The sequence below is a fragment of the Kitasatospora sp. NPDC001261 genome (genome assembly GCF_042896795.1).
In the GTDB taxonomy this organism is placed as follows: Bacteria; Actinomycetota; Actinomycetes; order Streptomycetales; family Streptomycetaceae; genus Kitasatospora.
Window position 1 is genome coordinate 75,043 of record NZ_JBIAXP010000032.1, and the last position, 21,282, is coordinate 96,324.

17 protein-coding genes are annotated in these 21,282 nt (G+C 75.3%); 6 read left to right on the forward strand and 11 right to left on the reverse strand.

The genetic code is table 11. From position 1 onward, the window contains the following. Positions 1–11: 11 nt before the first annotated feature. From ACFY4B_RS34525 to ACFY4B_RS34540, 4 genes are read right to left on the reverse strand one after another with little or no spacing between them, the layout of a single operon-like run. Positions 12–1,268, reverse strand: a complete 1,257-nt coding sequence (locus ACFY4B_RS34525) for an aspartate aminotransferase family protein (protein ID WP_074004675.1) — start codon at positions 1,266–1,268, stop codon at positions 12–14. 11 nt (positions 1,269–1,279) lie between these two features. After that, complete coding sequence (locus tag ACFY4B_RS34530; RefSeq protein WP_387974527.1) at positions 1,280–5,728, reverse strand: AMP-binding protein; 4,449 nt, start codon at positions 5,726–5,728, stop codon at positions 1,280–1,282. Next, entirely contained in the window at positions 5,725–6,294 is a 570-nt protein-coding gene (locus ACFY4B_RS34535; RefSeq protein WP_387974530.1) for a DUF6309 family protein, read from the reverse strand. The genes ACFY4B_RS34530 and ACFY4B_RS34535 overlap by 4 nt, the downstream gene beginning before the upstream one ends. Positions 6,295–6,305: 11 nt before the next feature. Beyond that, positions 6,306–7,133: a phytanoyl-CoA dioxygenase family protein gene (locus tag ACFY4B_RS34540; protein WP_375875305.1), complete on the reverse strand. Its 828-nt coding sequence runs from the start codon at positions 7,131–7,133 to the stop codon at positions 6,306–6,308. A 376-nt stretch (positions 7,134–7,509) separates the two neighbouring features. Here ACFY4B_RS34540 and ACFY4B_RS34545 point away from each other — a divergent pair, with 376 nt between their 5' ends. The 3 genes from ACFY4B_RS34545 (at position 7,510) to ACFY4B_RS34555 (ending at position 9,223) form a co-directional block, all read left to right on the forward strand. Beyond that, a complete protein-coding gene (locus ACFY4B_RS34545) occupies positions 7,510–8,172 on the forward strand; it encodes a TetR family transcriptional regulator (RefSeq protein WP_380776949.1) in 663 nt (220 codons plus the stop codon). Positions 8,173–8,291: 119 nt separating this feature from the next. Then, entirely contained in the window at positions 8,292–8,486 is a 195-nt protein-coding gene (locus ACFY4B_RS34550; protein ID WP_049659048.1) for a DUF1918 domain-containing protein, read from the forward strand. Positions 8,487–8,530: 44 nt separating this feature from the next. After that, positions 8,531–9,223: a DedA family protein gene (locus tag ACFY4B_RS34555; protein ID WP_387974533.1), complete on the forward strand. Its 693-nt coding sequence runs from the start codon at positions 8,531–8,533 to the stop codon at positions 9,221–9,223. 7 nt (positions 9,224–9,230) lie between these two features. Here ACFY4B_RS34555 and ACFY4B_RS34560 read toward each other — a convergent pair whose 3' ends face one another. Continuing rightward, on the reverse strand, positions 9,231–9,971 hold the full coding sequence (locus ACFY4B_RS34560; protein WP_117492187.1) for a PIG-L deacetylase family protein: 741 nt from the start codon (positions 9,969–9,971) through the stop codon (positions 9,231–9,233). Between the two features lie 238 nt (positions 9,972–10,209). On the opposite strand from ACFY4B_RS34560, the gene ACFY4B_RS34565 reads away from it, so the two are divergent. Further along, positions 10,210–11,229, forward strand: coding sequence for an MDR family NADP-dependent oxidoreductase (locus tag ACFY4B_RS34565; RefSeq protein ID WP_387974536.1), 1,020 nt, complete (start codon positions 10,210–10,212; stop codon positions 11,227–11,229). A 16-nt stretch (positions 11,230–11,245) separates the two neighbouring features. Next, complete coding sequence (locus ACFY4B_RS34570; protein ID WP_117492190.1) at positions 11,246–11,638, forward strand: MerR family transcriptional regulator; 393 nt, start codon at positions 11,246–11,248, stop codon at positions 11,636–11,638. Positions 11,639–11,730: 92 nt separating this feature from the next. On the opposite strand, the gene ACFY4B_RS34575 is transcribed toward ACFY4B_RS34570, so the two are convergent. The 5 genes from ACFY4B_RS34575 to ACFY4B_RS34595 all read right to left on the reverse strand — a co-directional run bounded on the left by ACFY4B_RS34575 (position 11,731) and on the right by ACFY4B_RS34595 (position 17,298). Continuing rightward, positions 11,731–12,936, reverse strand: coding sequence for an MFS transporter (locus ACFY4B_RS34575; RefSeq protein WP_117492192.1), 1,206 nt, complete (start codon positions 12,934–12,936; stop codon positions 11,731–11,733). Positions 12,937–12,941: 5 nt separating this feature from the next. Then, the gene (locus ACFY4B_RS34580; RefSeq protein WP_387974540.1) at positions 12,942–13,565 is read right to left on the reverse strand and encodes a GNAT family N-acetyltransferase; all 624 of its coding nucleotides are present in this window, start codon (positions 13,563–13,565) and stop codon (positions 12,942–12,944) included. Then, complete coding sequence (locus ACFY4B_RS34585) at positions 13,562–14,788, reverse strand: type III PLP-dependent enzyme (protein WP_387974602.1); 1,227 nt, start codon at positions 14,786–14,788, stop codon at positions 13,562–13,564. Before ACFY4B_RS34585 ends, ACFY4B_RS34580 begins: the two co-directional genes overlap by 4 nt. Before the next feature lie 120 nt (positions 14,789–14,908). Further along, a complete protein-coding gene (locus ACFY4B_RS34590) occupies positions 14,909–16,222 on the reverse strand; it encodes a DUF6271 family protein (RefSeq protein ID WP_387974543.1) in 1,314 nt (437 codons plus the stop codon). Continuing rightward, entirely contained in the window at positions 16,204–17,298 is a 1,095-nt protein-coding gene (locus tag ACFY4B_RS34595; RefSeq protein ID WP_074004572.1) for a phytanoyl-CoA dioxygenase family protein, read from the reverse strand. The genes ACFY4B_RS34590 and ACFY4B_RS34595 overlap by 19 nt, the downstream gene beginning before the upstream one ends. A 430-nt stretch (positions 17,299–17,728) precedes the next feature. Between ACFY4B_RS34595 and ACFY4B_RS34600 the strand changes: the two genes are divergently transcribed. Next, complete coding sequence (locus ACFY4B_RS34600) at positions 17,729–19,672, forward strand: FUSC family protein (RefSeq protein WP_074004571.1); 1,944 nt, start codon at positions 17,729–17,731, stop codon at positions 19,670–19,672. A 122-nt stretch (positions 19,673–19,794) separates the two neighbouring features. Here ACFY4B_RS34600 and ACFY4B_RS34605 read toward each other — a convergent pair whose 3' ends face one another. Further along, complete coding sequence (locus ACFY4B_RS34605; protein WP_387974546.1) at positions 19,795–21,198, reverse strand: amidase; 1,404 nt, start codon at positions 21,196–21,198, stop codon at positions 19,795–19,797. Positions 21,199–21,282: the final 84 nt, after the last annotated feature.

The window sequence follows — 21,282 nt, forward strand, 5'->3', positions numbered from 1 at the left end:
TCCTCTCCTCCCTACCGGCCGCCGGCCGCGACGGCCTTCGCCCACAGTTCCAGGCCCTCGTCGATCTGTTCGGCCGTGACCACCAGCGCGGGGATCATCCGGACCGTGTTGAGGTGGATCCCGCACAGCAACAGCAGCAGGCCGTGCTCGGCCGCGGCCTGCTGGGCGCGCCGGGCCGCCTCCGGGTCCGGGGTGCCGTCCGGGCGGCAGAACTCGCTGGCGGCCATCAGTCCGAGCCCGCGGACGTCGGCGATCCCGGGCGCCTCGGCGGCGACCGCCCGCAGCCCGGCCAGCAGCCGGGCGCCCTGCTCGGCCGCGTTCTCGACCAGCCGCTCCTCGCGCAGCACGTCCAGGGTCGCCAGCGCGGCGGCGCAGGCCACCGGGTTGCCCCCGTAGGTGCCGCCCTGCGAGCCGGGCCAGGCACGGCCCATCAGCTCGGCGGGCGCGGCGATCGCGGACAGCGGGAAGCCGCTGGCCAGGCCCTTGGCGGTGATCAGGACGTCGGGGCGCACCCCTTCTTCGTACTGGTGGGCCCAGAACCGGCCGGTGCGGCCGAAGCCGGTCTGCACCTCGTCCACCACCAGCAGGATCCCGTGCCGGTCGGCCCGCTCGCGCAGCCCGGCCAAGAAGCCGGGCGGGGCCGGGACGTAGCCGCCCTCGCCGAGCACCGGCTCGACGAACATCGCGGCCGTCTCGGCGGGCGCGGAGACGGTGGCGAGCACCTCGTCCAGTCCGCGCAGGGCGTGCGCCACCGCCTCGTCCTCGGACAGCCCGAGCCGGAACGCGGCCGGGAAGGGCGCCACCGCGACCCCGGGCATCAGCGGGCCGATGCCGGCCCGGAACCGGGTGCCGGCCGTGGTGAGCGAGGCCGCGCCCATGGTGCGGCCGTGGAACGCGCCCTCGAAGACGATCACGTTCTGCCGTCCGGTGGCGTGCCGGGCGAGCCGCAGCGCGGCCTCCACCGCCTCGGTGCCGGCGGTGGCGTAGAACAGCGAGTCCAGGCCGGACGGCAGGACCTCGCCGAGCCGCTCGGTGAGCGTGAGCAGCTGGTCGTGCAGCACGGTGGTGTACTGCCCGTGGATCAGCCGGCCGGCCTGTTCCCGGACGGCCTCGACCACCTTCGGGTGACAGTGGCCGGTGCTGGTCACCCCCACGCCGGAGGTGAAGTCGAGGTGGCGGCGGCCGTCGGCGTCGTAGAGGTGGAGTCCTTCGCCGCGTACGGCGACGACCGGGGTGGCCTGCTTGAGCGCCGGGGAGAGCTGGGACACGGGGCCTGCCTTCACGGGTTGGTCCTGCCTTCACGGATGTCGTCTCGGGGGTCGTGACCGGCGCCGTCGCGGACGTCGTCACGGATGTCGTGACTGGCGCCGTCGCGGACGTCGTCACGGATGTCGTCACGGGTGGGCGGGGTCGGACCGACGGGCGGCAGGTAGCCGGCCTCGGCGGCCCAGGTGAGTGCGGCCGACCACCACCGCGGGGTCGGCGCGGCGAACCGCACGCCCAGGCGGTCGAGCACCGCGGTGGTGTACGAGCTGTCCACCAGGACGCGGCGCTCCTCCTGCGCCGCCCAGGCCGCGGCCACCCGGGCGGCCGTCGGGTGGCGGCGCTCGGCCCGGGCGAGGGCGGCCGCGAAGGCCGCCTCGTCGGTGAGCCGTACGGCGTGGCCGTGCCCGGCCAGCCACCGCACCAGCTCGTCGTGCGGGACGGCGTGCGGCGTCTCCACGTGGTACGCGCCGGGCGCGGCGTACGGGTCGAGGGCGATCGCGGCGATCCCGGCGGCCACCGTGTCCACGTACGAGAACGCGAAGGCGGTGCCCGGCCGGCTCGGCGCGGCGCCGGCCAGCAGGTAGCCGCGGAGCAGCTGGTAGATCCGGTTGTCGCCGGCGTTGGCCTGGAACGCGCCGGTCCGGCTGTGCGCCGCGATGTGGCCGCTGCGGTGCAGGTAGGCGGCGTGCCCGCGGGCGGCCCAGGCCCGGACGGCCTGTTCGGCCCGGTACTTGGTCCGCTCGTACGGGGTGCGGAAGTGCTGGCCGATCTCCAGGTCCGCCTCGCTGAAGCGGCGCGGCGGGCCGTCGACGCCGCCCGAGACGGCCAGCGTGGAGACGTGGTGGACCCGGGCGTCCGGGGCGTGCTCCCCGACCCAGTCGAGCAGTCGGCGCACCGCCGTGTGGTTGGTGCGTTCCAGCTCGTCGGGTGAGGCCACCAGTCGGACGTCCGCCGCCGCGTGCACCACCAGGTGGGCGCCCCGGGCGTGTTCCAGTGCGGCCGGGGAGAGGCCGAGGCCGTCCCGGTCGATGTCCCCGGCGAGCGCCCGGGCGGGCCGGACCGCGCCCGCCGCGCCGGTGCCGAGCCGCTTCAGCGCCTCGGCGTCGTCGGCGGCCCGCACCAGGCAGGTGACCTCGGCGCCGCGCGCCAGGAAGGCCTCCAGCAGGTGTCGTCCGAGGTAGCCGGTGGCGCCGGTGAGCAGCACCCGGGCGGGTTCGCGCACCGTCGCCCGGGCCGTCGGGGCGACACCGGGGTGCAGCAGTTGGCCGGAGGTGGACAGCGGTGCCCGGACGGGCGGTGCGGCCTCCGGCGCCCCGGCGTCGGCCCGCGCGTCGGCCTGGCCGACGACCTCGACCTGGGGGTCGATCTGGACATCGGCCTGCGCCTCGGCCGCCACGGCGCGGGCGAACCGCCCGGTGATCCGCTCGGCGGCGGGGTGCGGCAGGCCGGGCCGGCCGTACACCAGGTCGGCGACCAGCCGTTGCTCCACCACCCGTGCGGTGAGCCGCAGTTCGTACAGCGGGTCGCCGCCCGTACAGCGGGCCGTGCCGGCCTGTTCGGCGGCGACGGTCCAGTCCAGCGCGGGCTCCTCGGGCAGCCGGAAGGTGCCGAGGAAGTTGAAGCCGACGGCGGGCCGTCCGCCGGGCCCGTCCATCGGCCGGACGGGGGCCTCGCGCAGCCGCCGGGCCACGGTGTCCGGGGTGGCCCCGGCGTCCAGCTCGACGTGCTTGACGGCGGTGAACCAGCCGACGGTGTCCAGGAATTCGCCCGGGTCGCCGACCGCGTCCCGGCCGTGGGTCTCGACCTCCACCGCGAGCCGGGGGCGGCCGCCGTCGCCGGTGACGGCCTCGGCGAAGGCGGCCAGCAGTACGGCCTCCAACCCGGCCCCGGCACCGTGCCGGGCGATCAGCCGGGCGGTGGCGTCCGGGTCGAGCGCCCAGCTGAGCGCGACGGGCTCCTCGACCTCCCCGGCCTCCTCGGCTTCCCCGGCTTCCCCGGCTTCTCTGACGGTGGCGTCCCCGGCGACGGGTTCCGCCGCGTCGGAGGACGAGACCGCCGCCCAGGCGTAGAAGTCCGCCGTCGGCGGCAGGTCGACCGGCTTCCGGTCGAGCACCGCCCGGTACGCGTGCGCCAGGTCGTCCAGCAGGATCCGCCAGGACAGCCCGTCGACCACCAGGTGGTGCGCGATCAGCGCGAGCCGGTCGTCGGTGCCGGGCGGGCCGGTGAACAGGTGGGCGCGCAGCAGCCGGCCGGCCGACGGGTCGAGGCTGCGGTGGAGTTCGGTGCAGACCCCGGCGACGGTGTCGGCGATCTCCCCGGCCGCGCGCGGGATCCGGGAGAAGGAGACCGGGTCGAGCTCGGCCACCGCCCGGACCTCGCCGCAGCCGTCCGGGGTGACCGGCCGGCGCAGCGCCGGGTGCCGTTCCAGGACGGCCGCGACGGCCGCCGAGAGCGCCTCCGGGTCGACGGCGGTGCGACAGCGCAGCAGCACCGACTGGTTCCAGTGCCGCAGGTCCCGCACCGTCCGCTGCCGGTACAACCACCGTTGGGCCGGGGCGAGTCGGCGACCGCTCGTGGAGCCGCGCGGGGCCGGGACGGACGGCGCGACCGGGACGGCGGCCGCCGCCAGGCCCTCCGCCGTCGGGTACCGGTAGAAGTCCTCGTAGGCGACCCGCAGGCCGGAGCGCCGCAGGAGGGCGATGGTGCGCATGGCGAGGATGGAGTCCCCGCCGAGGCCGAGCACGTCGGCGCGCGGCCCGACGGCGGGCAGGCCCAGGGCGCCCGCCCAGAACCGGGCGATCTCCCCGGCCGGTCCGCTCCCCGCGCCGCCGTTCACCCCGGTGTCGTCCGAATCGGTACCGTCCGACTCGATGTCGCCCGACTCGGCCCGGGCCTCGACCAGTTCGGCCGCCAGCTCGGCCAGCCGCTGCCGGTCGAGCTTGCCGTTCGGTCCGACCGGGAACCGCGGCAGCACCAGGATCGGCTGCGGCACGGAGTAGCCGGGCAGCCGGTCCCGCAGGTGCGCCCGCAGCCCGTCCAGGCTCCCAGCCCCGTCCAGGCCCCCCGTCCCGTCCGCGCCGTCCAACAGCCGTACGACACCGATGAGTTGGTTGCCGAGCGCGGTCTCCCGCAGCAGCGCCGCCGAGCGGGCGACGCCCGGGTGGCCGTCCATCGCCCGCTCGACCTCGGCGAGGTCCACCCGGTAGCCGCGGACCTTGACCTGGCGGTCCACCCGACCCAGGAAGACCAGGCTGCCGTCCGCCCGCCGCCGGCACAGGTCGCCCGTGCGGTAGACGAGTCGGCCGTCGCGCCGGACGAAGCCGCGGGCGGTCTCGTCCGGCCGGCCGAAGTACCCGGCGGCCACACCCCGGCCGCCGATGAGCAGTTCGCCCACCGAGCCGTCCGGCACCGCCCGGCCGTCGCCGTCCACCACGGTCAGCAGCACCTCGCCGATCGCGGTGCCGATCGGTACGGTCGGCTCCTCGGCGGGCAGTTGGCGGGCGGAGGTGACGAGCAGGCAGGTGGCGCCGACGGTGGTCTCGGTCGGTCCGTAGTGGTTGGCCAGCCGCGCGGTGGTGCCGCCGTCGAGCAGGGCGGCGGCGAGCGGGCGGGGCAGCGCCTCACCGCCGAGCAGCACGGTGTGCAGCGGCGGGGAGTCGGCCGGGCGGCCCTCCAGCAGGGCGGTGAGGTGCGAGGGGGTGGTCTTCAGCACGTCCACCCGGGCGCGCCGCAGCGAGGCCCAGAAGGCTTCCGGGTCGCGCACCTCGCGGTCCGGCACGAGGTGCACCGAGCCGCCGGTGGCCAGGGCGAGCAGCCAGGCGGTGTGGCCGAGGTCGGCGGCCAGGGTGGTGACGTGGGCGGCGCGGGGCGCGTCGGCCTCGGTGAGGTCGAGCCGCCCGGCCAGCGCCCGGGCGTAGTGCACGGCGTTGGCGTGGGTGACGGCCACCGCCTTGGGCTCGCCGCTCGACCCGGAGGTGAAGGAGAGGTACGCGAGGTCCTCGCCCCGTACCTCGGTGGCCACCGGGGGCAGCTCCGGCAGCGCCTCGACGTCCACCACCTCCCCGCCGAGGCCGCCCTCGGTGGCGAGCACCCGGGCCACCCGGACGGAGGCCAGCCGCCGGGCCAGGTCGGCCGCCGACCAGTCCGGATCGGCGAGCACGGCCGCCGCGCCCGCGCGCAGCACGCCGTACAGCAGCACCAGCATCCGGGCGTCCCGGGGCCCGAGCAGGGCGACCCGGTCGCCCCGGCGGGTGCCGGCGGCGGCCAGCCGGGCGGCGATCCGGTCGGCCGCGGTGTCGACCGTGCGGTAGTCGAAGGTGCGGACGCCGTCGCCCAGGGCGGGCCGGTCGGGGTGCGCCCGGGCGTGGTGGGCGAGCAGGTTGGGCAGCGAGCGGGCCCGGTGGGCGGGGTCGGCCGGGTGGCCGCAGGACGCGGACCGGAGGTGCTGCGTCGCGGAGGTCACGCCGACTCGTCCCCCCTCCGGCCCGCCCGGGCGGGCCCGGCGGCCACTCCCGGGTCGCCCACCAGGTAGCCGTCCAGCAGCTCCCGCTCGGGCAGCCGTCCGGCCAACTCCCAGGCCAGCATGCGGTGCAGGCCGTCGAGGTGGATCAGCCCCGACCGGAGCACGAGGTCCCCGTAGTCGGAGTGGTCGACCGGGGCGGTGCTGAGGAAGACGGGCGTGAGCGGGGCCCACCTCAGCAGCCGCAGCTTCGCCGCGCAGACCGGGTTGGCGGCGGTCCAGGCCGATCCGCCGGCCCGGACCCGCTCGGCCGCCTCGCCCACCGTCAGCCCGGAGCGCGGCACCAGTTCGAGCTCCCCGCCCTCGCTCAGGTGCCAGGGCAGCACGATGCCCAGGACGTCCGTCCGGGAGAGCCGGATCCGCCACCAGCCGCCGGGGATGCGGTCGGCACGGTCGAGGTTCTCCTCGCCGTACATGTTGCTGTTCGCCTCGTGGGCCCGATCCACCGGGTGGTCCCGCAGGTAGGCGTCGTGGACCTCGGGGTAGGCGACGGCTGTGACGATCTCCACGGCAGTGCTCCTCAGACGGTTCCGGTGTACTCGGTGCGGGCGTGTTCGCTGCCGGTGTACTCGGTGAAGTGCCGCTCCGCGAACAGCTCGGGCCACTGGCCGTCGGCCAGGTCCAGTTCGCGGGCCCGGGCGAGCATCTGCCGCCAGTACGGCTTCACCGGGCGCCAGCGCGCTCCCACCTGGCAGTAGGAGGCGTCGACGAAGTACCGGGGGCGGCCCGGCCCTTCGGGTGCCGGCCGGCGGGTGTGGAACAGCGCCGAGTTGAGCAGCACGGTGGAGCCGGGCGGCAGCCGGTCGATGACCACCTCGCCGGGCAGTTCGCCGGTGCCGTGGTGGGCGTAGGCGGACTTGCCGACGGTGCGCAGGTGCGAGCCGGGCAGCACGGCCAGACTGCCGACCTTCTCGTCCAGTCCGCCGAGGTAGTGCAGCGCGTGGACCATCAGCAGCGACGGGTCGGAGCGGTCATTGGGCTCGCAGTCGTGGTGCCAGGCCTTGCCCGGGATCCCCGGGTCCTGGCGGTCGCTGTGCAGGTGGTGGAAGACGAAGTCCGGCCCGAGCAGGCGGGTCAGGGTGCGCAACAGGGGCGGGTGGGTGAGGAGTTCGCCGTGGGCGGGCAGTTCCAGTTCCAGCAGCGGGGGCGGTCCGTGCCGTAAGGGGTCGGCGCACGCGGCGATCGACCGGGCCCGCAGGCCTTCGTCGACCCACCGGTCCACCTCGGGCGCGAGCCGTTCGCGCAGCGCTTCCGGCAGCAGGCCGGGCAGGACCAGGTACCCGGACTCCAGGAACTGGCGGCGGTGCTCGGTGTCGAGGGCCTCACGCCCTCCGGAGGACGGCGTCACCGAACCGATCCCCTCCTTCCGTTCGGCGGGGAACACACAGGGAATCGGCGCCACGGGACGTGGCGCGGGCAGTGGGGGCACACGGCGTCATCCAGACCTCGGGTGGCGGCGGAGCGTCCGTCACAGGCGCCTCGGCCGCCACAGCTGAATCGTGATCACCACGAAGAGGCATGCGTTGATCACGCAAGGTAGTCCGCCTCAGGAGTATGAACCTGTCTTCGCGTCCACGACAAGACCAATGCCAACCCGTGGACACCTTCCCGCCACCGTGCCGTTCAGCTCCGGCCACCAGTCGTCTCCCGTCCCACGGGGAACTCCGGTCCGTTCGCGCCCCGGTGATTCGCCGCCGCAACAGCGGATGCGGCACAGTGAGGTCATGAGCGACAGGAGTCACCCCGCCCCCGGACCGGTCCGGCGCCGCCCGGTCCAGCAGCGCAGCCTGGAGCGGTACGGCCGCATCCTGGACGCCTGCGCCGGGCTGCTGGACGAGGTCGGGGCGACCGCGCTCACCACCAAGGAGGTCGCCCAGCGCGCCCAGGTGCCGATCGGCACCCTGTACCAGTTCTTCGCCGGCAAGGAGGACCTGCTGGCGGCGCTCGCCACCCGCAACCTCGACCACTACCTCCAGCGCCTGGACGCCCGGCTGGCCGCCGCCGCGCCGGTCGGCCCCGCCCTCTTCACCGATCTCGCGGTGGAGGAGTTCGTGGCGATGAAGCGCGCGGTGCCGGGCTTCGGCCAGCTGGACTTCGGCCTGGCCGGACCGGCCGTCCCCACCGGCGTCCGGGACGACCGGTACCTGCTGGACGCGGGCGTGGACAACAACACCGCCGTCGCCCTGCGGCTCCAGGCGCTCGGCGGCGAACTGTTCCGGGCGGGCGACCCGACGGCCGTCATGCTGACCCTGCGGGTGGCCCTGGAGGCCGCCGACGCGGTGCTCAAGCTGGCCTTCCGGGAGTCCCCGGACGGCGATCCGGCGCTGATCGCCGAGTGCAAGCGGCTGGTCCGCGGCTACCTCGCGCAACAGCCGTCCGCCCGCTGAGGCCCGGCCCCGCCGGCCCCGCCCGCCCGAGGCGTTGCGCGCCCGCCGCCCCCGCAGCACAGTGGATAGCGGGAACCGTCCGCGGAGGCGGCCCGGCACACGACCCGAGGGAGCAGACCATGCACGCGGCGGTAGGTGACCGGCTCCACATCCACAGCAGGTCGGTGGGCATGGTGGACCAGAAGGGCGAGATCGTCGAGGTGCGCGGCACCGACGGCGAACCGCCGTACGTGGTCCGCTTCGAGGACGGCCACGAGGGCCTGATCTACCCCGGCCCCGACTGCAACATCGAACAGCGCCAGGCGGAACGCTGACCCACTCCCCCGCCACCCCGCCCCGCGCGAGGTGGTGAGGAGCGGTGCCCGCCCCCACGACCCCGCTGCCCGGGGCACTCGCCGGACTCGCGCCACTGCTGGACCACTACGGGTACCTCGCGGTGGCGGTGCTCGTCCTGCTGGACAACTGCGGCGTCCCGGTGCCCGGGCAGACCGTCCTGGTACTGGCCTCGGTGTACGCCGGCACCGGGCACCTCGACCTCGCCGCCGTCCTGCTGATCGCGACCGGCGCCGCCGCGCTCGGCAACGGCCTCGGCTACCTGATCGGCCGCACCGGCGGACGCGCCTTCGTCCACCGCTGGGGCCGCTACGTGCTGCTCACCCCGGCCCGGATGGAGCGCGCGGACGGCTTCTTCGCCCGGCACGGCGGCAAGGTGGTCGCGGTCGCCCGCTTCGTGGACGGGCTGCGCCAGTACAACGGGATCATCGCCGGGACCACGGAGATGCCCCGGCGCCGGTTCCTGGCGTTCAACCTGCTCGGCGCGGTGCTGTGGACGGCGGTCTGGGGCACCTTCGGCTACCTCGCCGGCGCCAACATCGGCGCCGTGTACCACACGGCGCTGCGCTACCAGGTCTGGTTCGCGGTCGGGTTGGGCGTGCTGGTCGCCGCCCTCCTGCTCCGGCAGGTGCTGCGCTACCGGCGCCGGCGCCGCGCGGGCACCGACGCCGACGCCGACTCCGACCCCGACGCCGGCTCCGGCTCCGGCTCCGGGTAGCCGGAGGTCAACGCAGCGGGAACACCTCGAACGGCACCGCGAAGCGCGTCCCCAGCCGGCTGCCCGCGCCCCGGCCGAAGCCCTCCAGAAACTCCCGCGGCTCCGCCATCGCCCCGCCCAGCCCGGCCAGGTACGCCTTGTGCTCCTCCAGCGAGGCGACACCCTGGTCGAAGGTCCCGGTGGTGTCCACCGCGTGCTTCGCCTCCGGCGAGGCCACCGCCCAGATCTGCCGCACGCCGTTCCACGGCTCGTGGCCCTCGTCCAGCAGCTCGCGGAACACCCAGCGGTTCCCGGCGTCCCGGACCCCGTCCAGGGTGGCCCGGCCGACCGCGACGTGGTCGGCCTGGTTGAGGAACACCCCGCCGTAGGTGTCCCGGAAGTTGCTGGTGATCACGATGTCCGGCCGGTGCCGGCGCACCGCCCGGGCGATGTCCCGGCGCAGCGGCAGCCCGTACTCCACGACGCCGTCCGGGTGGCCGAGGAACTCCACGGTGTCGACGCCGACCACCCGCGCCGAGGCGATCTGCTCCGCCTCGCGCAGCGGACCGCACTCGGCCGGGTCCAGCGTGTCGATGCCCGCCTCGCCGCTGGTCACCATCACGTAGACGACCTTCTTGCCCTGCGAGGTCCAGCGGGCGACGGCCGCGGCCCCGCCGTACTCCATGTCGTCGGGGTGGGCGACGATCGCCAGCGCCGTCCGCCAGTCCTCGTCGACGGGCTCGAAGGGCTCGGGGGCCTGCTCGGTCATGCTGCTCGTTCCTCTCGGTGCGGCTCGGGGTCGTCCGGCGGTACGGACGTACGGGGGTATCACAGTCGTACGTCCGTACCACGCGTGACTCTAGAAGACCCGCGTCCCCCACACCCCGTCAGACACCTCCGTGGCCAGGCGGCTTGCCCCTGACGCAAGGGTCAGGGGTTAGCGTCCGGGCGTCCCGCGGCGGCACCGACCGCCGCCGCCTCCCCCGCCCGCTCAGAGGAGTGCCGCCATGGCCCTGCCCACCACCGCCCGCGTCGTCCGGCTGACCGCCGCACCGGCCGGACTGCCCGCCCCCGGGGACTTCACCGTGACCGAGGAGCCGCTGGCGGCGCCCGGCCCCGGGGAGGTCCTCGTCCGCAACCGGGCCTTCCTGGTCTTCCCCGGGCTGCGCACGCTGATCGGCGGCGCGGGCTCCGGCCTGCCGATGCCGCACATCGCCCCCGGGGACGCGCTGTTCGGGCCCGCCCTCGGCGAGGTGCTGGCCGCACCGGAGGACGGGCCGCTGCGCCCCGGCGACCTGGTCACCCACCTGAACGGCTGGCGGAGCCACGCGCTCGCCGAGGCCGCGCATCTCACCCCCGTCCCGTCGGACTTCCCGGACCCGCTCGCCCTGGTCTCCGCCGCCTCGGCCGGCTACGGCGGGCTGACCCGCTCCGTCGGGGTGCGCCCGGGCGACGTGGTGCTGGTGACCGGCGCGGCCGGCGCGGTCGGCACGGTGGCCGGGCAGGTCGCCCGGCTGCTCGGCGCCGACCGGGTGATCGGCACCACCCGCTCGCCCGCCAAGGCGGAGCGGCTGACCGCCGAACTCGGCTACGACGCGGCGCTGGTGCCCGGCGGGCGGCCCTTCGCCGAGCAACTGGCCGCGGCGGCACCGGAGGGCGTCGACGTCGTGCTGGACCTGGTCGGCGGCGAGCAGCTGACCGCCGCCGTGGACGCGGCCCGGCACGGCGCCCGGTTCGCCCTGGTCGGCGCGTTGGACGGCCAGCTCGCACCGGAACGCCGGGGCGGCGACGCACCCGCCGTGATCGACGCCTTCCGGGTCGCCACCCTCGGCCTGAGCCTGTGCGGCTTCACCGTGCTCGACCACCCGGACCTGGAGGCCGAGTGGCGGGAGCGCCTGGCCGGCTGGCTGCGCGCCGAGGAGATCGTCCTGCCCCGGACGCCGGTGGCGGGCATCGACCGGGCCGTCGGAGCGTTGACCGGACTGTTCACCGGGGACACCTTCGGGACGACCGTCGTGGAACTCTGACGACCAGGGAGCGGGCATGCGGATCGGGGACGCGGCAGCGGCGGCGGGCACCACACCCAGGGCGCTGCGCTTCTACGAACAGCGCGGCCTCCTCCGACCGCCCGCCCGCTCCGCCTCCGGCCAGCGCGAGTACGGCCACGCCGAGGTCGCCCGGGTCCGGGTGATCCGCCAACTCCTCGCCACCGGGCTGACGGTGGACGACCTGGCCAGCCGCGCCCACCGCCTCGACCTGCTCGACCAGGACCCGCCGGTGCGCTGCTCCGGCTCCCCCGGTCCCGACACCTTCGCCCCCGTCGTCCACGCCCGGCTGGCCGCCCTGGACGCCGAGATCGCCCGCCTCACCGCGCTGCGCGCCAGGCTCGCCCACCACATCGCCACCGGCGGCGCGGACGTCCCGGCCGGGGACTGACGGACGCCCGGGTCACCGGCCTCCGCAACAGACTCGCCCGGCACCTCGCGACGGGGGTGCGCGAGGTGCCGGGCGAGGGTCCGGGGGTGGGGTCAGGTCGCGTCGGCGGCGAGCCGGGGTTCGGCGGGGGCGGCGGGGGCGTCCTGGTCGGGCCAGCGGATCCGGGTGGCGCAGAGCGAGACGACGGCCGCCGAGGCGGCGACGGCGGCCATGCCCCAGAGCAGGCTGGTGGCGCCGGCGATGAAGCCGATCACGGCGGGGCCGGCCAGCAGGCCGGTGGTGCCCATGGCGGCGACCAGGGAGAGCGCGTCGGGGCCCTGCCGGGCGGCGGCGACGTAGACGCACGGGGTCACCGCGGCCACGCCGAGGCCGACGCAGGCGAACCCGAGCAGGGTCGGGACGACGCCGCCGACCGCCAGGGCGAGGGCCAGTCCGAGGCCGGCCAGCAGGCTGCCGGTGCGCACGATCCGGCCGTCGCCGAAGCGGGTGCGCCAGCCGTCCGCGAAGATCCGGGCGCAGACCATCATCACCGAGACCACTGCGATGCCCATCGGGGCGAGTCCGGCGCCGGCCTGCACGTAGTCCTTGAGGTAAAGCGCCGACCAGTCGTTCATGGCGCCCTCGGTGACGGTGCCGAACACCATCGCCAGGCCCATCCAGAGGGTCACGACGGTCGGCAGCACGAAGCCGCGGCGCTCCTTCCGCTCCTCCGGCTCGGCGGCCGCGGCCGGGCCGTCCGTCAGCAGCCCCGGCCGGGCGGCCACGACCAGCACCGCGAGCAGCGCGGCGGCCACGCCGAAGTGCGCCGCCAGGGTGCCGGTGACGGAGGTGACGCCCGAGGCCAGCAGGGCGGCGAGCAGCGAGCCGGCGCTGAAGGTGGCGTGCAGCCGGGACATCGTGGTCCGCTCGAAGCGGGCCTCCAGCGCGGCGCCCTGGGCGTTCATCGCGACGTTCAGGGCGCCGACCGCGACGCCGTCGAAGAACAGCACCAGCAGCGTCACCGGATAGTTCGGCACCACCGACAGCGCGAGCAGGACGACGCCGAGGGCGAGCGCGGACAGCACCGAGAGCAGGCGGGAGCCGAGCCGCCGCATCAGCACCGCGACCAGGGGGAAGGACACCGCCGCGCCGACCCCGCAGGTCATCAGCAGCAGGCCGATCTGGGCCTCGCCCAGGTCGAGCCTGGCCTTGAGCGCGGGCACCCGGGAGACCCAGGTCGCGTACTGGAATCCGAGGACGAAGAACAGTGCGCCGATGGCCACTTGGGACCGGCGGAAGTCGTCGCGAACGGGGGACATCGGTATCAGCCCACTTCGGCTCTGGAGTGCGGCCCGGGGGTCGGGTCGGTGGGGTGCGGCAGCGGCCGGGACGGGACGGGGTCCAGCGGCATCGCCATGTAGACCGCCCGGGTGCCGTAGCTCTCGGGCAGGTCGATCTCGGGCCGGGCGTGGTAGCCCAGCGTGGTCCACAGCACGTGCGAGCCGCGGACGGCGACCAGCGAGACGCTCCGGTAGCCGGCCGTCCGGGCGGTCTCCTCCAGGTGCCGCAGCATCCGCAGGGACAGGCCCCGGCCGCGCAGCTCCTCGGCGACGACCAGGTCGTGCGCGTGCATGTTGGTCGGCCGCTCGCCCGCGCCCGCGCCGTGTCCGTCCTCGCTGCGGGCGAGGTCCGGGCAGCGGAACAGCGGGTACGGCAGGGCGAGCAGGTACCCGCCCACGCTTCCCGCTCCGTCCTGGCCGCCCGGGTGCTCCAGCACGAAGCAGGTGTCCGGCGAGGCGTGGTGCCGGGACCGGAGCGCCTCGCGCCCCTCGGACAGGCCGCTGGCGGCGTAGGCGCGCTCCTCCAGCGCGACCACGGCGTCCCAGTCCTCCTCCCGGAGCAGCCGGATGCGCAGGTCGGTCGGAGCGTCGACGAGGGCGTCGGTCATGCGGTGCCTCCGTGGTGGTCCCGGCCGTCGCCGCCACCGATGCAGGTGTACGGCAGCGGCGCGAAGCCGTTGAACCCGCGGGTGGCGTACGCCGTGGCGTACGCGCCGCAGGAGTGGATCCAGACCGGGTCGCCGGAGCGGACCGCGCGCGGGACGCGCACCCGGCCGCCGTCCTGGGCGTACGCGTCGTCGCTGTCGCAGGTCGGGCCGGCCACCACGGCGTTGACGAACTGGCCGCCCGGGTGGGCGGGGAACTCCAGCCGGTACTGGAGCTGGTCCATCTCGTACAGGCCGTTGAACTTGCCGCAGCTGAGGTAGAGCCAGTCCTCCCGGGTGCCGTCGAGGCGGTGGCGGGAGGTGAGCCGGGAGACGTGGGCGCGGATCGCGCCGTGGTCGGCGACCAGGTGGCGCCCGGGCTCCAGCAGGAACTCCAGCGGCCCGGCGGTGACGGCGCGCAGCCGTTCCATGCCCTCGCGGATCACCACGAACATCTTGTCCAGCGGCGGGTCGAGCGGGCGCCCGCCCCGGTCGAGGACGCCGAGGGCGGGCAGGCCGCCGCCGAGGTTGATCCGGGTCGGCGTGATCCCGCGCCAGTTGAGCGCCTCCAGCACGGCGGCCAGCGCGTCCACGGCGGCGGTCCAGGCCTCGGCGGTCATCTGCTGGGAGCCGACGTGCACCGACAGGCCGGACGGCACCAGCCCGGCGGTCCGGGCGGCGTCGAGCACCCGCACGGCGTCCTCGGGCGAGCAGCCGAACTTGTGGCTCAGGCCCCACAGGGCGCCCTCGCCGGTGGTCGCGATCCGGCAGAACACCCTTGCGCCGGGGGCGTGTTCGGCGATCGCCGCGACGTCCTCCAGGCTGTCGGTGGCGAAGTCCCGCACGCCCAGCCGGTAGGCCTCGGCGATGTTGCGGTCCGACTTGATGGTGTTGCCGTAGTGGATCAGCTCGGGCGGCACGCCGGTGCGCAGCGCCTGGGCGATCTCCTGCGGGCTCGCCGCGTCGAAGCCGGAGCCGAGCGCGGCGAGGTGCTCCATCACCTCGTCGACCGGGCAGGCCTTCATGGCGAACCGGACGGCCACGCCGGGCAGTTCGGCGCGGAGCGCGGCGTACTGGCGGCCGATGCCGTCGAGGTCGTAGATGATCCGGTCGTCGGTGCCGTCGGCGAGTGCGGCGCGCAGCGCGCCGCGGTCGTGCTCGTCGGCGCGGGGTGGTTCGGCGTGCAGCACGGAGACGGACGGGGCGCGGTGGGCGGGCGGGTGGCCGGCGGCTCGGGCGGTGGCGTGGCCGGCGGCCGTACTGGTCTTGCTGGTGGTCTGGCGTATCACGGTGAGCTCCCCGTCCGGCTAGCGCGGCGACCGGTCGGCGGGGGTGGCCTTGGCCGCCCGCACCAGCGGGCCCCACGCGTCGATCAGCGCTGCGAAGTCCTCGATGTCCGCCTGCGCCTCGTCGAGCAGGCGCGCCCGCAGGGGCGCCAACCGGTCCGCGAAGTCGGCGTACTTCCCGCCGAGCCGCCGGTAGCAGCGGTCGAGTTCGGCGAGCCTGCGGTGGTTCTCCGCGCGGTCCGTCGCGGCGCTGCGACGGGCGGAGTCGGCGATCGCCTCGGGGCGGACGCGGTGCTGCTCGTCCAGCAGGGCGCCGCCGGCGGTCTCCATGTCGGAGTAGACCGGGTAGAGGTAGAGCATGGAGAGCAGGAACTTGGCGTAGCGCAGCTGGTAGGCGGTGAAGCCGGGGCCGGTGCGGCGCTCCGGGGTGTAGTAGTTGACGATGTGGCGGTTGTGGGTGACGCCCGGCAGGGTCGCGTCACGCACCAGGTGGTGCAGGAAGTAGTCGCTGCCGATGGTGTCGGTGGCGGGCGGCAGCGGCACCCGTTCGTACACCTCGTGGTGGAGGCCGATGTTGCACATGTCGATGTGCCAGATGTCGGGCAGGTCGAGCACCGCGCGGTCGGCGGTGAACGGCTCGCTGCCGCCGCCGGTGAAGGAGTCGGCGACGAGTTCGCGCTTCTCCTGCTCGCTCGCCCCGGTGGGCGCCCAGAGCGCGACCACGTCGTGGTAGACCTCGGGGTCGAGTTCGCGGATCTCGCCGATGTCGACGGAGAGTTCGCCGACGAAGGAGGCGCCGACCAGCGCGACCTGCTTGTCCGCGTGCGCCGGGTCGAGGCGGTTCTCGGTGACGGCGGCGGCCGCGTCGGCGGCCTTCAGGCCGAGCGTGGCCAGCTCGTGCTCGATCGGGAACACCGGCTCGCCGTCGAGCAGTTGGTAGCTGCTGTCGGAGTCGCGGCGGTGCACCGACGCGCAGCCGAGCGCGGCGGCCAGCAGGAACGCCCGGTTGGTGCAGGCGCCGTAGGAGAGGGCGTCGGGCAGCATCAGGCGCAGCAGCCGGTCCGGGTCGGCCGCGCCGGAGCGCTCGACCGCCTCGCGCAGGAAGGCGCGTTGGGCGTCCTCGTCCAGGTGGTGGACGACCACGCCCTCGACGGCCGGCAGGGCGGCGAGGGCCGCGGCGTGCCGGGCGCGGGTCGCGGGGTCGGCGGAGTCCAGCACCAGCAGGTGCACCCGGACGCCGAACCGCCGTACGGCGTGGGCGGCTTCGGCGCCGATCGCGGTGATGGTGTCCGCGCACGCGCGGTTGGTGGGCAGGGTCAGGCAGACGTCGCGCATTCCCGCTCCCCCGTGTCCCCGCGTTCGTCGAACGGCTTGCCGCTCCAGGAGCGCAGGCCGAGCAGCTTCTCCCCCAGCTCGGTGAGTTCGGCGGTCCCGTAGCGCTGCGCCTCGGGCCGGTCGGCGTCGCCGACCAGCGTGCGGTTCCAGTCCGGCGTGCCGAGCGTGCGCCAGGACTCCACCCGGGAGCGGCGCAGCTTCTCGGACTCCTCCAGCGCGGGCATCATCGACAGGTACTGCACCGCGCGCACCCCGCCCGCGGAGGTGTTGGGCGCCACGCCGTGGGCGAGCAGGCCGTTCCAGATCAGCAGGTCACCGGCCTTCAACTCGGGCCGGACGACCGGGTACTCGGCGCGGTCGACGTCCGGGCGGATCGGGTCGCGGTCGGCCGGCTGGGCGGCCTGCCACTGGTTGAAGCGGCGGAACAGCTCCGGGTCGCACTGGAAGCCGCCGTGGTCGGGGGCGGTGTCGTTGAGCGCGATGATGCCCTGGACGCGCTGCGGCAGCACGCCCCGGGTGGTGTCGACGTCCCAGTGCAGCTCGATGTCGAAGCCGCGGTCGGTGGGCTCGATCAGCGCGCGGTCGCGGTTGCGGACGTTCGGCGGGTTGAGGTTGAGCCGGTCGAGGGTGACCCAGAGCTCCTCGCAGTCCCACACGTCGACGAAGGCGTCGTAGACGCGCTGCGCCTGGCGGCTGTCCCAGATGAGCTGGTGGTGATAGGCCTCGACGAAGCCGTAGATGTGCAGGTGCCGGTCGAGTTCGTCGCGGTAGTGGCGCTCGCGGTACCAGTCCTCGGGGCGGTCCGGCGACAGGCCCTGGAACTCCCAGGCGAAGTCGAGCAGTCGGCGCGCGGCCTCGGCCGGGATCGCCTGCTTCACCACCACGTAGCCGTAGTCCTGCCAGAAGGCGTGGTCCTCCTCGGAGAGCACGCGCAGCGGGCGGGTCTTGCGGACCTCGCGCAGTGCGGTCGGGGCGAGGTAGCTCTCGGTGTCGGCGCTGAAGTAGGGGCGCTCCGACGCGGCCCGGTACAGGTATTCCCCCGCGGGTCCGTCGGAGTGTGGGGCAGGGCTCGGCATGGGCAGTCACTCCATGGTTCGTAGTCGACGCAGCGCTTCCTCGTACGCCAGGTGCGGGCACGGCGAGTCGGCGGCCGGTCACCGGCCGCAACGGGAATTCGAGCGCGGACCGGAAGGCCGTCCGCACACGGCCCTTCTCCCCTCGGCCCGCGGGCGCGGAACAGCGCCACGTCAGGGGGTCAACTCGTCCGTCCGGCAAGGCCGCTCACCCTGCATCAGCCATTGCCGAACCGCGCTCCCCATACGTTGGACTAGACCAACTAATGGTGTCAACCCTTTCCCGCGGGTTACCGATTGGGAAATCAACGCAGCTCACGGCGCCTCTCGGGGTTCGCTTTATGTTTCGGAGGCTGACATAAGCGCGGGTATGTTTCCGGAATTGACATAAGCGCGAACGGTGAACCGCCCGGGTCCGCCGTACGTTGGGCACATGGCACGCGCGTTGACGGCTCCCCCGTGGCTGACCGAGGGCCTGCGCCCCCGGTCCGCACCGGTCCCCTGGGCGGCGGCCGCCCGCGCCTCCGTCGCGCTCGCCGCCCCGCTCGCGGTGGGCACCGCCACCGGACGGCCCGGCTACGGCGCGCTGGTGTCGATGGGCGCGCTGTCCGGAGTCATCGGGGACACCGCCGACGCCTACCGGATGCGGGTGTTCAACATCGCCGTGCCCCAGCTGTTCGGCGCCCTCGGGATGCTGTTCGGCACCCTGGTGTTCGGCACCGGCTGGACGGCCGTCGTGACGGTGACCGTCGTCGCGCTGGTCTCCGGCATGATCTCCTCGATCGGCGCGGTCGCCTCCGTCTCCGGACTGCTCCTGCTGCTCAACGCGGTGGTCGGGGCCGGCCTGCCGCTGCCCTCCCCGTGGTGGCTGCCGCCCGCCCTGCTGCTGCTCGGCGGCCTGGTGGTGCTCACCCTGACCCTGCTCGCCTGGCCGCTGCGGCTGGGCGTCCCCGAGCGGGCGGTGGTGGCCGGCACCTACCGGGCGGCCGCCGACCTGCTGGAGGCCGCCGGCACACCGGAGTACGACGGCCGCCGCCACGCGCTCACCCAGTCGCTCAACCAGTCCTACGACCTGCTGCTCGCCCGGCGCGCCCGCCGGCACGGCCGCTCACCCACCCTGGCGCGGCTGCTCGCCCAGCTCAACGCGCTGATCCCGGTGGTCGAGGCGGCCCCCGCGGCCCAGCTGCGCCCGCCCGAGTTCGGCCCGCTGCCGGCCGACTACCCGGCCGCCGTCCGCGCGCTCGCCGACGCCGTCGAGCGGGACCGCGCCGGCCCGGCGCCGCCCCTCGCCCTGCCGAGCCCCGCCGGGCCGTCCACCCGCGCCCTGGTCGAGGCGATCGAGCACGCCGCCACCGTGGCGTACGAGGCCTCGCCCGACCCGTACGCCGCCGACGACCGGCTCGGCCGGCCGGCCCGCCTCGCGGTGCGGGCCCGGCGGGCGGCCAGGGCGCTGCTGCTGTCCGGCGCGTCCTGGCGGTACGGGCTGCGGCTGGCGCTGTGCATCGGGCTGGCGCAGGTGCTGGTCTCGGTGATCGCGGTGCCCCGCTCGTACTGGGTGGCGCTGACCGTGACCTTCGTGATGAAGCCCGACTTCGGCTCGGTGTTCTCCCGCGCGGTGCTGCGCGCGTTCGGCACCGCGGCCGGGCTGCTGATCGCCATCCCGGTCCTGGCCGAGGTACCGCACGGCTGGTGGGACGTCCCCGTGATGGCGGTGCTGGCGACGCTGATCCCGGTGCTCTCCGCCAAGGGGTACGCCTTCCAAACCGCGGCCATCACCCCGGTCATCCTGCTGCTCTCCGACCTGCTCAACCACCAGGGCTTCCACCTGGTGCTGCCCCGGCTCTACGACTCGCTGATCGGCTGCGGGATCTCCCTGCTGGCCGGCTACCTGCTGTGGCCGGAGTCCTGGCACACCCGGATCGGCGACCGCCTCGCCGACGCCGTCCAGGACACCGCCTCGTACGTGTCGCTGGCCTTCGCCACCGGCCCCGGACCGGACGAACCGGCCGCCCGCGCCCGCTACCGGCGGCGGCTCTACCGGGACCTGTCCGCCGTGCGCAGCGAGTTCCAGCGGGCCCTCACCGAGCCGCCGCCGGTCGGGGCCCGGGCGCGGGCGTGGTGGCCGGTGGTGATCGCGGTCGAGCGGATCGTGGACACCACCACCGCCACCCGGGTGCGGATCGAGCACGGCGCGCCGGTGCCGACCACCGCCGAGGTCGCCGCCGTCACCCGGGAGCTGGCCGACCTGGCCGAGGCGCTGCGCACCGGCGAGCGGCTGCCGGAGGCGCGGCCGGACGCGCTGTCGCCGGACTGCGCGCTCGCCCGGCTGCACCACGAGGTGCGCGCGGCCCGGGCGGTGGCGGCGCCGCTGCCCTGAGCGTCACCGCCCGGAACGTGTCACCGCCCGGAACGCCGGGGTCCTGAGCTCCGGGGCCCTGAGCGCCGCCACTCCGAACGCAGCCGTCGCCGAACGGCCGACCGGGCCCCGGACCGGCCCGCTCAGTCCTGGATCCGCCGCCAGGGCCGGTCCGCCTCCAGCGCGAAGGCCAGCTCCAGCAGCAGCCGCTCCTGCCCGTGCGCCGCCGACAGGTGCACCCCGACCGGCAGCCCGCCGGGCGCGGAGCCCGCCGGCAGGGCGATGCCCGGGCCGCCGGCCACGTTGTTGACCGGGGTGAAGGCCACGTAGCGCGTCAGCCGGTCCATCAGCTCGTCGAAGTCCACGTTCGGGCTCAGGTGCCCGATCGGCGGGGTGGTGTGGGCCAGCACCGGGGAGAGGATCACGTCGTGGGTGCGGAAGATCCGCGCGTACACGCCCTCGGCCCGGCGCAACCGCCGCAGCACGCCGGGGGTCCGCGGGAACTCGGCCTGGAACCGGCGGCGCAGCCCGGTGGTCAGGCCGTCCAGCCTCCCGGCCCGGAAGCCCGGGTCGATCAGCAGCCGGCCGGTGGCCGCGACGGCCCAGGCGATGTAGCCCCAGTAGCTGACGAAGTCGCGGGAGAACTCCTCGCCGAAGGGCAGTGCGGCGGGCTCGACCAGGTGGCCCATCGCCTCCAGCCGGGCGGCGGTCTCCTCGACCACCCGCCGGGTCGGCCCGTCGGTCCTGGCGGTCGGCGAGTCCACCACCAGGCCGATCCGCAGCCGCCGCTCGCCGGGCCCTTCGACCAGGCCGAGCGGGGGCAGCGCGGGGTTGCTCCGGTGCCGCTCGGCGGCGGCGAGGAAGGCGGCGGTGTCGCGCACCGAGCGGGTCAGCACGCCGTCGGTGACCAGGTCGATCGGCAGTTTGCCGCTCTGGGCGTTGGTGACCAGCCGGCCCCGGGTGGGCTTGAGGCCGACCAGCCCGCAGCAGGCCGCCGGGATGCGGATCGAGCCGCCGCCGTCGTTGGCGTGGGCGATCGGCACCACGCCGGAGGCCACCAGGGCGGCCGCGCCGCCCGAGGAGGCGCCGGCCGAGTGCGAGGGCTTCCACGGGTTGCGCACCGGCTGGGCGGTGGCGAACTCGGTGGAGGCGTTGAGGCCGAACTCGGGCAGCCGGGTCTTGCCGAGGACGGCCAGGCCGGTGGCGAGGAACTGGTCGGTGAAGCGCGCGTTGCGGCGGGCCGGGCGGGCGGAGAAGGCCTCGCTGCCCATCCCGGTCGGCAGGCCGCGCAGGTCCACGTTGTCCTTGAGGTAGGTCGGCACGCCCCAGAGCGGACCGCCGATGCCCTCCCGGCTGATCCGCGGCCTGTCGTACGAAGCGTGGGCGACGGGCAGCAGCGCGCCGTCCACCCGGGCGGCCCGGTCGACGGCCGCGCCGACCAGCTCCCGGGGGTTGACCGTACCGGCCCGGACCAGCGCGGCGAGCGCCACCGCGTCGTGGGCGCCCAGGGCGTCGTCGGCGAACGCGTGGACCCGCTCGTCGGTCATCCGAACCCCCCACTCCCCGCCGGACGTTCCGCCGTCCGACCATCGCACCGGCTGCTCGTACCTGCCCGGTTCTACTGACCGGTA